This is a genomic window from Paenibacillus sp. LT-B23, from assembly GCF_059417685.1.
The window spans coordinates 28,974-42,723 of record NZ_JBSQBM010000019.1 but is presented as its reverse complement, the minus strand read 5'-3'; the positions used below and the strand labels follow the sequence as shown (position 1 = coordinate 42,723).

General features: G+C 42.2%; 11 protein-coding genes and 2 pseudogenes. 9 read left to right on the top strand and 4 right to left on the bottom strand.

What is annotated here, in order from left to right:
* Positions 1-198 precede the first annotated feature (198 nt).
* From ACWXW9_RS21290 to ACWXW9_RS21280, 3 genes are all read left to right on the top strand, one after another.
* Positions 199-1,044 carry a MerR family transcriptional regulator gene (locus ACWXW9_RS21290; RefSeq protein ID WP_494931045.1) on the top strand — a complete coding sequence of 282 codons (846 nt, stop codon included), beginning with the start codon at positions 199-201 and terminating at the stop codon, positions 1,042-1,044.
* Between the two features lie 96 nt (positions 1,045-1,140).
* Positions 1,141-2,223, top strand: coding sequence for an NAD(P)H-dependent amine dehydrogenase family protein (locus ACWXW9_RS21285; RefSeq protein ID WP_494931044.1), 1,083 nt, complete (start codon positions 1,141-1,143; stop codon positions 2,221-2,223).
* A 20-nt stretch (positions 2,224-2,243) separates the two neighbouring features.
* The gene (locus ACWXW9_RS21280) at positions 2,244-3,413 is read left to right on the top strand and encodes an MFS transporter (protein ID WP_494931043.1); all 1,170 of its coding nucleotides are present in this window, start codon (positions 2,244-2,246) and stop codon (positions 3,411-3,413) included.
* Between the two features lie 309 nt (positions 3,414-3,722).
* Here ACWXW9_RS21280 and ACWXW9_RS21275 read toward each other — a convergent pair whose 3' ends face one another.
* On the bottom strand, positions 3,723-3,857 hold the full coding sequence (locus ACWXW9_RS21275; protein WP_494931042.1) for a hypothetical protein: 135 nt from the start codon (positions 3,855-3,857) through the stop codon (positions 3,723-3,725).
* A gap of 144 nt (positions 3,858-4,001) precedes the next feature.
* Here ACWXW9_RS21275 and ACWXW9_RS21270 point away from each other — a divergent pair.
* The 3 genes and pseudogenes from ACWXW9_RS21270 to ACWXW9_RS21260 form a co-directional block, all read left to right on the top strand.
* Positions 4,002-4,756: pseudogene (locus tag ACWXW9_RS21270) on the top strand (IS1595 family transposase); the annotation flags it as partial.
* A gap of 233 nt (positions 4,757-4,989) precedes the next feature.
* Positions 4,990-5,826 (top strand): BglG family transcription antiterminator LicT, encoded by an 837-nt coding sequence (gene licT, locus ACWXW9_RS21265; protein WP_494931041.1) that lies wholly within the window; start codon positions 4,990-4,992, stop codon positions 5,824-5,826.
* Positions 5,827-5,973: 147 nt separating this feature from the next.
* Positions 5,974-7,869: a beta-glucoside-specific PTS transporter subunit IIABC gene (locus ACWXW9_RS21260; RefSeq protein WP_494931040.1), complete on the top strand. Its 1,896-nt coding sequence runs from the start codon at positions 5,974-5,976 to the stop codon at positions 7,867-7,869.
* Between the two features lie 257 nt (positions 7,870-8,126).
* Here ACWXW9_RS21260 and ACWXW9_RS21255 read toward each other — a convergent pair whose 3' ends face one another.
* Together ACWXW9_RS21255 and ACWXW9_RS21250 are read right to left on the bottom strand one after the other, a co-directional pair.
* The gene (locus ACWXW9_RS21255; RefSeq protein WP_494931039.1) at positions 8,127-8,396 is read right to left on the bottom strand and encodes a transposase; all 270 of its coding nucleotides are present in this window, start codon (positions 8,394-8,396) and stop codon (positions 8,127-8,129) included.
* A gap of 118 nt (positions 8,397-8,514) precedes the next feature.
* Positions 8,515-8,781, bottom strand: a pseudogene (locus ACWXW9_RS21250) (transposase); the annotation flags it as partial.
* Positions 8,782-9,030: 249 nt separating this feature from the next.
* Between ACWXW9_RS21250 and ACWXW9_RS21245 the strand changes: the two are divergent.
* Complete coding sequence (locus ACWXW9_RS21245; RefSeq protein ID WP_494931115.1) at positions 9,031-9,183, top strand: helix-turn-helix domain-containing protein; 153 nt, start codon at positions 9,031-9,033, stop codon at positions 9,181-9,183.
* A 457-nt stretch (positions 9,184-9,640) separates the two neighbouring features.
* On the opposite strand, the gene ACWXW9_RS21240 is transcribed toward ACWXW9_RS21245, so the two are convergent.
* On the bottom strand, positions 9,641-10,294 hold the full coding sequence (locus ACWXW9_RS21240; protein ID WP_494931038.1) for a GntR family transcriptional regulator: 654 nt from the start codon (positions 10,292-10,294) through the stop codon (positions 9,641-9,643).
* Between the two features lie 212 nt (positions 10,295-10,506).
* Between ACWXW9_RS21240 and uxuA the strand changes: the two genes are divergently transcribed.
* Entirely contained in the window at positions 10,507-11,583 is a 1,077-nt protein-coding gene (gene uxuA, locus ACWXW9_RS21235) for a mannonate dehydratase (RefSeq protein WP_494931037.1), read from the top strand.
* The gene (locus ACWXW9_RS21230; RefSeq protein WP_494931036.1) at positions 11,584-13,191 is read left to right on the top strand and encodes a mannitol dehydrogenase family protein; all 1,608 of its coding nucleotides are present in this window, start codon (positions 11,584-11,586) and stop codon (positions 13,189-13,191) included. It abuts the gene before it with no gap.
* The last annotated feature ends 559 nt before the right edge of the window (positions 13,192-13,750 follow it).

Genomic DNA, 13,750 nt, shown 5'->3' with positions numbered 1-13,750 from the left:
TTTTAACTATAGATCCCGTTTCATTGAGAAACTTCACACAATATTTGCATAATGAATTTATAAAATATAAATCACAATACTTCAACTTAATTAGAGTTTCTTAATAATTGAAGATACAATAAAGAATGATGTTTTGATATAAATAAGTACGGTATAGATAAGTCAAACGATAATTTACAAAAAGATGAGGGTGAAGAGATGAATATACAAAAGCTTACCATTGGACAAATGGCGGAACTTAATCATATTACACGGCAAACATTACGGCATTATGAGGCTGAAGGTTTACTAACTCCATATTATACAGACCCGGATAGCGGATATCGATACTATCATATCAACCAAAGTGCAAGGCTAGATATGATTCATCGTTTTAAAATTTGTGGAATGTCGCTCAAACAGATAAAACAGGAGTTTGAGACAGCAAATATAGAGGATATCCAAAGTTCTCTGAAGACACAACTGGATTTTATTGACGAATCTGTTCGTCGTCTTAATCAGAGCAGGTACATGATTTCAAGAACCTTAAATAATTATGCAAGATATAAGTCACTCCCACAAGGTCCCACAATATTCCATGAGCATCTTCCACCCAGAAAAATATATGTGCACACATCAAGTGTAAACTTCTTTGACCAGGAGGATTCAGGTTATGAAATTATGCTTTCGGAATTAAAAACAAGCTTAGTAGAGAAAAAACTACCTGCAAGCTATTTGTGTAATATAGGAACAATAATACGCAGACCATACATTGAAGAGTGTATGCTTTATTCAAATGAAGTTTTCGTGTTTGTGGAGGATGACTTTGAAATCCCAGCTAAAGTTGAGATTCTTCCTGGCGGGATGTATGTAAACATTTGCTCAGAGACCATTTTCAAGGAGTCCGAGTATGCCGAACAATTACTAAATTACATTACGGATGCTGGTTTCATCATTGCAGGGGATTACATTTGTGAAGTGATCGCCGAGTTCCCGATGTTTGATAACCTCTCACGCAGTATGCTTTATAAAATACAGATTCCAGTGATAACAAAGGAAGGATAGCATATAAAATATCATTTGACCTTATTGTAACAGTAAGGTTTATATTTGAGGTATAGTCTAAACAAATTTATATTTTTTACTAAGGAGGAAGGATTTATGGAACGTAGAGTAAGAGCAGCGCAGTACGGTTGCGGCAAGATGAGCGTGTACCTGATAAGATACTTGCTTGAAAAAGGTGCGGAAATCGTGGCGGCGTTTGATGTGAATCCCGCGGTCATCGGAAAGGACATCGGTGAAGTCATCGGTTACGGCAGAACACTTGGAGTTAAGGTTTCAAATATAAAGAATGCGGATCAGGTACTCTCGGAACTTAAACCGGATGTGTGTGTTATTGCGACATTAAGCACAATGGCTGATATCAAGACGGCACTTACTGTTTGTGCTAAAAATGGCATAAACGCGATTTCAACTGCTGAGGAATCACTTTATCCCTGGGTTTCTTCGCCTGCAGTCACAGAGGAGCTTGATGAATTAGCAAAAAATAATAATTGTACGCTTTCAGGCAGTGGTTATCCCGATATGTATTGGGGAGTATTGGTGGATACTCTTGCAGGCTCCTTGCATAAAATCACAAAAATCAAAGGAATCAGCAGTTATAATGTTGAGGACTACGGTATAGCTTTGGCCGAAGGGCATGGAGCTGGTCTTACTCCTACTGAATTCGCTGAGCAAATTGGTAAATTCAATGATTTGAACTCTAATGAAATAAGGGAAAAAATCGAAAATGGCGAAGTTACGCCAAGCTATATGTGGTACCAAAACGGCTGGTTGTGCAGTAGAATGGGGCTTACTCCTATATCACAAACTCAAAAGTGTATCCCTATGACACATGATAGGGATCTTGAATCCTCCACGCTTGGCATGACGATTAAAGCTGGCAACGCAACTGGCATGGCGGCTGTGGTTACAACCGAAACCGCAGAGGGGATTGTTATTGAGACCCAGTGTATAGGCAAAGTTTACGCACCTGAAGAGTTTGACAAGAACGAATGGTCTTTTTATGGTGAGCCCGAAGTAACAATTAACGTAGATCGTCCGGCAACAGTACAGTTAACCTGTGCAAACCTTGTGAATCGTATTCCAGCGCTGATTAATAGTGAGCCAGGATACGTGACCACAGATAAATTGCCGAACAATGCATATCTCGTAAAACCGTTGAATGAGTATATTAATTTTTGATAAAATGAGGAGATAGGAACTTGCTCACTCTGCTGCTGATAATTATTTATATCGCATTCATAGGTCTTGGACTGCCAGATGCTCTGCTTGGCAGTGCATGGTCAGTTATGAAATCTGATATTGGTGCAACAACAGAAATGGCCGGTTATATAGCATTTACGGTCTCGCTATGTACGGTGATATCCAGTCTTTTTGCAAGCAGACTATTACACAAATTTGGGACGGGTAAGGTAACTTTATTCAGTATATTATCGACAACACTTGCATTGCTTGGATTTTCGTTCTCCAATCATTTCGCTTTTCTAATACTTTTGGCGATTCCGTTAGGATTCGGAGCAGGCTCTGTAGATGCTGCATTAAGCAACTATATGGCCCTTCATTTTAAAGCAAAGCATATGAATTGGCTGCATTGTTTTTGGGGAATTGGAGCAATGACGGGCCCTATATTAATGTCATTTTGGCTGAATGAAGGGAATAACTGGCGTGCAGGTTATCTTACAGTAGGGACGATACTTGCTGTAATCGTTGTAGTATTGTTGTTTTCTCTTCCGCTATGGAGAATTTTTGAAAATGGCAGATCAGATGCAGGTGACGAAAAGAAACTGGTGAGTAATAGAGAAGCTTTGGGCATTAGAGGTGTCAAAATGTCTATGCTTGCAATGCTCTGTTATAATGGATCCGAAACAGCAGCGGGCTTATGGATGGCATCCTTTTTCATAGAAAGCAAGGGAGTATCTGCCGGTACAGCAGCAGCCTTCACATCCTGCTTTTTTATAGGGATTATAATTGGGCGTGTTTTTTCAGGGTTTCTTTCTACACAAGTATCCAGTAAAAATCTGATTCGATATGGGGGATTAATGGGTTGTTTGGGGCTTATCATCCTTGTTTTACCTGTATCATATTGGGTAGCCGCAGGCGCCCTGTTTATTGTGGGGTTAGGTGGAGCGCCAATCTATCCTAGCATTGTGCACGCAACACCGGTACGTTTTGGGGAAGAGGCTTCTTCCAGTGTAATTGGGCTGGAAATGGCAAGTGCTTATGCGGGTTCTACGCTGATTCCATTATTAATGGGATTGATTGCTAGTCAATTTGGCATGTTTATGGTGCCTATTATTTTGCTTCTGCTGTTTGGTATCATGTTTGCAGCATCAGAAATGGTTAATAGATCATACAAACCCAAAAGTGTGTAACTTCAAATCATTTTCTAAGCACAAACGTATGAAATACATTTGAGAGATAAATTCTGATAAAAAAGTCTAATCGAAAACAACAATTAAGAGATATTAAATTATGAAAACTGCTCGGTCGTCAATTGACGACCGAGCAGTTTTCATAATTTAGTAAGGCTACATCTCTTTTGCTCATGCTGCCGTTGTTCGCTTTCCCTTTGTCATCGTCGTTATCTTTCCTGCTTTTTTTCATGCGTTTAGCAAACCCTAATTCATTTTATATAAAAAGAGGACTCCGGTTAGGAGAGTCCTCAACTTGTATTCTTAAGCTTACTCCAGCTTCTTCAAATTAGCCGCAATTTGATTATTTCTCTCTTCTACCAATTTATCATAACCATTATCCTTGCGATATTGAATAAATTCAATGGCATACAGCCAATGAACCAGCTTAATTGCACATGCCACTAGAGCAACTATACAGCTAAACCTCGCTCAGGTGATATTTAGCTATGCAATTTCTAAATTTGATTCTCCAGTTAACTCAGGAACCTCTACAAATAAGAACTAATGTTTGGTTTTATGAATTCAAACATACGTTCGGGAGTGAGAGTCAAGACTCGAAAATTGCCTTTGTACAAGTGTGCGAACTGCGAACACCAAACGACCGTGATCGCCGGAACCATCTTCGAAAAAACAAGAACGGATTTACCTAAGTGGTTTTGGGCCATATATTTGATCGCCCACGACAAGCGCGGCGTTTCGGCAATACAATCTGAAGAACTGGAGATTTCTTATCAAACAGCCTGGACGATCGAGCACAAGATTCGTAAGGCGATGGGTGAATGCGATTCTTCCTACACGCTTGCTGGCATTGTCGAATTAGAGGAAGGTTTTTTCGGAGCGCCCACGGAAGGCGGGAAACGCGGGCGCGGAACGGAACAAACTCCCGTTCTTGTAGGCCTTGTCGCTAGACAAGAAGAGCTGCCCGAAATACCTGAAAATGCAGGTCATACCTGATGCCAAAGGTACGACGCTCGTTAATTTTGCTCAAAAATACATTGAAAAAGGTTCCACAATAATCGCCAGCGATCGCTACCGTTCTTATAAAGCCTTGGAAAAGGAAGGCTTTCAGCATGTAGCCAAGAAGTATGACTTAGCTGAAAATCCAGATCACCTAAAGTGGGCTTCACACCGTCATCTCCAATGCGAAAGCTTTTATTGGAGGAACCTTCCACGGTTTAGATTCCAAGCATCTACAAGCCTATCTTGACGAATTCTGTTATCGATTTAACCGTCGCGAAGTGAAAAGCGAATTGTTCAACCGGCTCGTACAATGCTGTATCTCATCTACTACAATTACCTAACCTGAGCTAGTTGGATAATTAAATTCCTAAATTAAGCGGCAGTGTCAAAATCCAGATTTGATATTATTTTTCTGTTGAAAACGCTATCTCCATCCTATATAATAACTATATAATTAATATTAGGGTTGTTACTGCAATGCAGGCAAAGCCTAAACCAATCCGTACTAAATTATGTTTAGTTTTGGATTAGTTTAGGTTTTTTTGTTAGTAAAAAATATAAAGTGGGCGAACTCATGAGGATTAAAAAAGTATTCAACAATAATGTTGCATTGGTTGAAGGACCAAATCGATCCGAGATCATTGTTATAGGAAAGGGACTAGCCTATCAGAAAAATCCAGGTGAAAATATAGATCCATCCGGAATTGAGAAGACTTTCGTGATGGAGACTAAAGAATTATCTGAGCGGCTATCTACATTACTGAGTGAAATTCCTACAAAGCATCTAGAATTGACAGATCAAATTATCCGTTATGCAGTAAAGGATCTCAACACTTCCTTTAGCAATAATATTTACCTGGCTCTTACAGATCATATTAGTTATGCAATTACGCGTGCTGCACAGGGATTGAGTCTCAAGAATGCGCTGCTCTGGGAGATACAGAAGTTTTATCCGAAAGAATATCACACGGCAATGCACGCATTACACTTAATTGAAAAGGAAACAGGAATTAAATTACCTGTAGATGAAGCTGGCTTTATTGCAATGCATTTTGTGAATGGCCAGCAGGATGGTCAGGAAATGGAACAGACCTTAATGGTAACCCAGATGGTTCAAGAAATTCTTAATATAGTAACACTTCATTATGGGATTGAGCTGGATGAGGAATCACTCAATTATAGCCGCTTTGTGACTCACTTAAAATATTTTTCTTATCGCACCATGCGTCATGAATCGATTCCTTCTGAGGATGATGAGCTGTACGAACAAGTCGTTGTTAAGTATCCTGAAGCTTTTGCCTGCAGTGAGAAGGTAAGAGCATATTTACGGGAAGAGTATCAAGTTGAGACAACCGAAGGTGAAATGGTCTATTTCATGCTCCATATTAGGCGTGTGACCAGCAGAGATTAGCCTATTACAATAAATAGCAGGGTTGTTACCATTAGTTGGGCAAAGCCTGAATAAGTGATGAGTGTACTGGTTTTCAGTGTGCTTTATCACCTGTTCAGGTTTTTTTGTTCATATAAACAAGAATGAGGTCTAAAGGAGCGAGAACAAATGAAGTACGAAAGATTAGCAAAAGATATCATGCAGAACATTGGGGGAGAGGAAAATGTCACGAATCTTGTCCATTGTGCAACCCGGTTGAGATTTAATTTAAAAGACAATCATGTACCCGATAAAGAGAAGCTGACAAGCTTAGAAGGAGTGCTGACTGTCGTAGAAAGTGGTGGTCAATTCCAAGTGGTTATCGGAAATGACGTTGCACACGTGTATCAAGAGATTATGAAAACCAGCAAACTAGGGGCAGGCAATACTGCATCTGAGGATGGAGATAAACCTAAGGAGAAGATCATGTCCAGAATTTTTGCAGTGATTTCTGGAAGTCTATCTCCCCTGTTGCCTGCTATGGCGGGGGCGGGGATACTTAAAGCTTTCTTAACCCTGTTCACAACCTTTGGCTGGGTATCTGCGGAGAGTGGAACTTACCTAATCCTGGCTGCAGCAGCTAATGCCGTCTTCTATTTCCTGCCTATATTCCTGGGCGTCTCTGCAGCGATCAAATTCGGCGCCAATCCTTATGTAGGTGGAGTTATCGGTGCAGCATTAATGGAGCCGAATTTTACGGGGTTATTGGCCAATGGAGATACTTCTTCATTTCTAGGCATTCCTGTAGTGCTAATGGATTATTCGTCAACCGTCTTTCCGGTGTTCGTAGCTATTTGGATATTCTCTTATGTGGAGAAATATCTAAAGAAAATCATCCATAAAGAACTGCAGACGTTTTTGGTTCCGTTATTGTCCTTAGCCATCATTGTACCGCTCACTGCTATGATCTTTGGCCCATTTGGAGTATATATCGGAAACGCGATAGCAGATGCCATTAATTATCTCATGGAAGTAAGCGGGCTGTTGACAGGAGCTGTCATTGGCGGGTTAATCTTTTTCCTTGTTGTTTTTGGCCTTCATTGGGGCATTATTCCGATCGTTCTGGCAAATCTTACGAATGGAACCGATCCAATCCTTGCGATGTGGGCAGCCTCTAACTTTGCAATGGCCGGGGTGGCACTGGCCGTTTTCATTAAATCCAAAGAAAAGTCTTTGAAATCAATTGCTGGTTCCTCTACGTTAAGTCTGTTGTTAGCAGGTGTCTCTGAGCCGACTGTCTACGGGATATTGCTACGTTACAAGCGCACGATTCCCTATGTTATTATTGCCGGAGCTATCGGAGGGGCAATAAATGGTGGTTTCCATACGTATGCTACAGCATTTGTCTTCCAAAATATTTTTTCAATCGGTGCATTTGAACCTGTCGGGTATTATTTAATAGGGATTGCCGCCGCCATGGGGATTGGTTTGATTCTGACGATTCTTTTCGGATACCAAGACAAAAAAACTATTGCAGTGACTGAGTCAAGTGACGCAACTCCTACTGTAGAAGTAAAGGCTGTTCAACCGGAAGCAAGTGTCAACCTTACTGGTGTTTCGCCGATCTTGAAGAAAGAGGTACTCGTCAGCCCATTAACAGGAGATGTGAAATCCTTGACTGAAGTTCCCGATCCTGCTTTTGCAGAAGGTGCTATGGGGAAAGGGATTGCAATTATTCCGAGTGTCGGCCAAGCCGTATCTCCAGTGAACGGTACGATTGGTACAATCCTCAAGTCAGGTCATGCTGTAATTATTTTGTCTAAGAGTGGTGCGGAAATATTGATTCACATTGGAATCAACACCGTTCAATTAAAAGGGCAATATTTCACCCCTCGGGTTAAGGCAGGAGATCAGGTCCGTAAAGGGGATCTATTGATTGATTTTGATCTTGAGAAGATTAAGGAAGCCGGATATAATCCGATCACTCCAGTTATAATCTCGAATACCGGCGATTATTTGGATGTTATTGAAACAACAAACTCATCAGTTTTGGCACAAGATAAGTTGCTGACGCTTGTTGTCTAAGCAGAACTAGTCAGAAAGGAGACTCACCTTTGCAATCCAACACATACAGTTTTCCGGAAACTCCTTATGGGGCGGCGATGTAGCCGCCAACCAGGCTCATTATGAAATGCCTTTAGGACTGGCCACCTCAAACGGGTCTGATTTAGACTAAAATATTGTAGATATAAAAGCCTTCCTTTCATTAAGGACGGCTTTTATGTCGAGAATAATTATATTTAATCATCGTGTGTATCACGTACTAGGGCGTGTCTTCAAACTCACGCAAGCCACACCATAATGGATGCTAAGGCCCAAAATGCCTTAAACACACACGTTAATTTATCATAGCGAGTCGCCAGACGACGATAGTTCTTTACTTTATTAAAGAAATATTCCACCAAATGACGTTCTTTGTAAATATCCCGATCATATTTCTGGATCACTCGGCGGTTTTCTTGCCTGGAATCACCGGTATGGGCTTGCCGCTCTTCCAAAAGCGTTCGGATCGTATTCGTATCATACGCTCGGTCGGCCAAGACTTTCTTCATCGACAATTTCATGACCTTTAGCAGGTCACACCCCGAACAGAGTCGTGAGCCTCACCTCCAGTCAATTCAAAACGAAGTGGATTCCATAATGCATTGACCACGGCATGGATTTTGGTGCTTAATCTGCCTCGGGAACGTCCGATCGTTTGCTCACTTCGCTCCCTTTTGGGCCCGATCCATGCTGGTGAACGCGTACAGTCGTGGCACTTTCCTCGTCAGCATCCACAGAAACATGCTTTAGTACCTCATCCCAAATCCCCGCTTTCTGCAAGCCCCGAAAGCGAGTGTAAACAGATTTCCAATTGGGGAAAGTGTTGTCATGCCACGGGGCACCTGAACGGGACACCCATAGCATGGCATTAAGCATCAGTCGATTGTCTACTGCAGATGTCCTCCTTGTGGTTTTCGTTCAGGTGGAAAAAGACCTTGAATCTGCCGCCATTGTCGATCTTGAATTTCGTATCGTGTATTCATTAAATATATTTAACCCATGTATTACCAGCTAAACGGTTTGAAGACACACCCTAAGTTATGAAATAATGGAGCAGCAACGATATTGCGACCCAATGGCCCTAAAGGTGCGATGGGAGGTAATTAAAGTAGACAATTATTAAGTAATGACCTCCAAAAAGGACTGCTGATTTTAGATCTGTTGCGGGCTAAGCACTCATTGACAGTGAGTAACATGATGCGAGAGTTATCACTGAATAAAACAACTGCTTACAGAATGCTATACATACTCGAGAAGATGAACTATGTAGTCAAACACAAAAATTCTATCATCTGAATCCACGTGTTTTTCGCGATGGACGGATTGATTGGCATAAAGATGTTCAGGGGACATCGCTCGAAGCTCCATATCATCTCGCCGTGATGTTAGTGAAGCGGTATATATCCAAGACCAGCTTGAGTTTGTCATGAAAAATGTGATAAACAAACTCAGTACCGACGCGGTACGGGGTTACTTTTTACAGAAACTGTATTAGTTTTGCAGGGCTCTCTTAGTTGGGGCTTCCTTTGGTTTAGGCTACAGTGTGTGTGCCGAAAAGTCTTGCAGATTTAATTGCTTGAACATCAAGCTCTTTTGTCGGAACGATGGTCGTGATGCAGATTGGATAAGTCTGGAGGACAAGTTTTAAAGAAATCGGGTAGTATGTTGATGTCGGAGGACAAACATAGTTGGATAAGAGGTCCCCAATTTAAGGGACCGCCCGAGACTGTCCAATGACACAAAGTTAGTCAACCTAATCCTTAATATACTCCGAAAAGTTTTCCTTTAAATACTGGGAGTTAATATCTTCCCTCAAATGATGCTGAATCAAATCGTCGAGTTTATCCATTTCTTTATGGAGCACAAGATTTAGAATCAATTGATGCTCTCTGTGTATTTCCGCCAGTTTCTCCTTTTTTAACATGTGCAGCCTGCGGTATCTTGCATAATGGACATTGAACTGCTGAATCAAGTTCCACTGAAATTCCCGGCCTGCCAGCCGAAACAGGGAATGGTGAAAAGCATCATCTAGGTTTAGAAAACATTCGGAAGCGTCGTCTTTATTAATGACGGCCTGCTGCTTGTCCAGAATCTCCTTAAGCTCATGCACACCTTTAAGCAGGAGGTGAGAGGACAGATATTTGATGATCTCTTTCTCCAGAACACTTCTTAAATAAATAATTTGTTCGACGGACTCCAAATCGATAAAGGAAACGACATTGCCTTTTTTGGGATAGACATCAATATATGATTCCAGGCTGAGCTGCTTTAGCACATCTCGAAGAGGAGTTCTTGAGATTTGATAGTGCTCGGACAAGGCGACCTCGCTAAGAATAGTTCCTGGCTTCAATTTCAACGTAAGTATTTCATTTTTTAGTGAATTCATAATCTCGTTTTTAATCGACATTTTAACTCCTGCTTAAATTTGATTTTAATCTAGTATACATCAATTCAGATGTGAAAAAAAGCGGTTCTAAGATAGAATGTGGAATAGAATCTTTGATTTTTAAAACAATTTTATGTTAATCATAAAGTTTTATTGACAACTTGAAGGTGAGTATTTTATGATCAGATAAATCTTGTATACAAGATTATATAACAGAAGAGGAGGAGTCATGGATGAATATGACATGGAGATGGTATGGGGAAGGTAATGATAACATTACTCTTGATCATATCCAGCAAATTCCAGGAGTTATGGGAATTGTCTGGTCTTTGCATGACAAAGTGGCCGGGGAAGTATGGGAAATGGAACGAATTCAGGAAGTAGCCGATCAGATCATCGGCAAAGGTTTCAGCACAGCGGTGGTAGAAAGCGTCAACGTTCATGATGATATCAAAATCGGACTGCCGAGCCGTGATAAATATATCGATATTTATATCGATACTATTCGCAAGCTGGCCAGGGTTGGTGTTAAAGTCATTTGTTATAATTTCATGCCGGTCTTTGACTGGACACGTACTGAGTTATACAAGAAACTGCCCGATGGCTCGAACGCTCTCTTTTATGAAAAGGCTGCCATTACAGACAATCCACGCGAAATGGTGGACCGGATTCTGAATGGTGCCGGTAAATATACGATGCCAGGCTGGGAACCGGAACGGCTGGTCAAGCTCGATCAACTGTTCGCTGCCTACGCGAACGTAACGGAAGACATGCTGTTCGAGAACCTAAAGTACTTTTTGGAGCGCATTATTCCGGTATGTGAAGAAGTGGACATCAAAATGGCAATTCATCCCGACGATCCGGCCTGGCCGATCTTTGGACTGCCGCGCATCATTCGTAGCCGTGATACTATCCGTCGCTTCCTAGACATGGTGGACAGCCCTTATAGTGGTCTAACTTTCTGTACAGGTTCCCTTGGAACGAATCCGGACAATGATCTGCCAGGGATGATTCGCGAGTTTGCTGACAGGATTTATTTTGCTCATATTCGCAATGTAAAAGTATTTGATAACGGAGACTTTATCGAAGTGTCTCACCGTGGGCGAGATGGCAGCGTAGACGTGGCTGAGGTTGTGAAAGCATATCATGAAAACGGATACAAAGGTTATGTGCGTCCGGACCATGGCCGCCATTTATGGGGGGAAGAGAAAAACTGTCGTCCAGGCTACGGCTTATACGACAGAGCGTTGGGCGTTATGTATTTACTCGGTGTATGGGACAGCCTGGAAAATGGCGGGAAGGTGATATAAATGCTTAATCTATCCTTAAGCAGTATTTCTGACGAACTGGCCTGGAGGGCTGCGGGAGTCGAGCTTCCGAAGTTTGATATCAGACAGGTAGCAAAGAACACATGGGTGAAGCCGGAATGGGTTCATTTCGGTGCAGGCAACATCTTCCGAGGCTTCGTGGCAAATAGCCATCAGAAGCTGCTGGACAACGGCAAAGCAGATACAGGAATTATAGCTGCTGAATCGTTTGATTTCGAGATGATCGACAATGTCTACAAGCCTTATGACAACCTGACCCTGCTGGTGCTAATGAATGCACGTGGCGAATTTCAAAAGAAAGTAGTCGCAAGCGTTGTCGAGGCCATCACGACGGACAAGAACCGCAAGCCGGACTACTACCGCCTAATTGGGATTTTTGAGAATCCGAGCCTGCAAATGGCCAGCTTCACGATTACGGAGAAGGGATATTCCCTGACAGGTCCAAGCGGCCAGTACCTAGGCATAGTTGAGAAAGACATTGAGAACGGTCCGGAACAGCCGATTCATATGATGAGCATTGTTGCATCGCTGGCCTACCGCCGTTATTTGAAAGGACAATATCCGATGACCTTCGTCAGCATGGATAACTGTTCCAATAACGGGGACATGCTCAAGGACGGAATTGTTACGGTTGCGAAGGAATGGGCGAAGAAAGGGATGGTTGAGAATGGATTCGTAGCCTATCTTGAAGATGAGAGCAAAATTTCGTTCCCGCTGTCCATGATCGATAAAATCACGCCGCGTCCGTCGGAGACGGTGCAGGCGGCGTTGTTGGAGCAGGGCATAGGCGAAATGGACGTGATCGTCACCTCCAAGAATACGTATTCCGCGCCTTTCGTGAACACGGAGATCAGCGAATATCTGGTTATCGAAGACAAGTTCACTAACGGCCGACCAGCACTTGAGGAAGCAGGTATTATATTCACGGACAGAGACACGGTTAACAAGGTGGAAACGATGAAGGTCACCACCTGTCTAAATCCGCTGCATACAGCGCTTGCCGTCTCAGGTTGCCTTCTCGGCTATACTCTGATTGCAGATGAAATGAAGGACGACACGTTGCGCAGGTTCGTAGAAATCATCGGATACATCGAAGGACTGCCGGTAGTCGTGGACCCAGGTATTCTTAGTCCAAAGCAGTTTCTGGACGAAGTTCTGCAGGAGCGTTTCTCCAATCCGTTTATACCCGACACGCCGCAGCGGATTGCTACCGACACTTCTCAGAAGGTGGGTATCCGGTTTGGTGAAACAATCAAATCGTATATCCGCAGTGATGATCTTGATCCAGTAGAACTTACGGCGATCCCGCTGGCCATTGCTCTCTGGTGTCGCTATCTGCTAGGAGTGGATGATAAAGGGAGATCGTTCACGTTAAGCTCGGATCCGCTTCTGGAAGATTTACAGGGGCATCTGTCCGGAGTTACCTTGGGCGATAAGTCATCTAATGTGAGTGCAATCCTAGAAGATGAGAATATCTTTGGCGTCGAGCTGTATGCGATTGGTTTGGGAGAAAAGATCGAAGGCATGTTCCATGAAATGCTGGCAGGTCCGGGTGCCGTCCGGAGAACACTGGATAAGTATCTGATCTGAATGCGTCGCAGAGTGATGAATTGGCAGCTATGATGATATTTCTGCGGAGTTCTGTGCTCTCATTGGGAGTTGGTTCGTAAGCGGGTTTTCCGAAAGATATTCCTTTCTTGGAAGTATAGTTTGGTTCATCTGTTTCAACAATTCCAACAGCTATTTCAATTTAAATTTGACTAGGTTTGATTCAAGATTGGGATTATAAAATTCTCAGAAAGTTGAATACAAAACCACCTTGCATAGCAAGGTTTTTTTATTTGCTAATGGAAATGCTACCGCCAACTATTTTGTCTCGTTTTAATGGGAATTTTGAGATAACTTAATTAAGCTCTTGCTCGATTTTGTAGCGGCTTCTTCCTGCATAATTGGAAGCAAATGAGCGCACCGCTCATAAAACATTTGAGTTGCATTCCCTGACGTTCGGCTGCTGCTTTTGAGATTTATTTCAAGATCTGTCCTTTGTTTTAGGTCAATTAAAATTTTAGATTAAACATAGGAAATGATCATAATACGGGCTGAGATGAATATACCTTTTTTCTTTGGTGATTTTCGTCTAGATTATAAA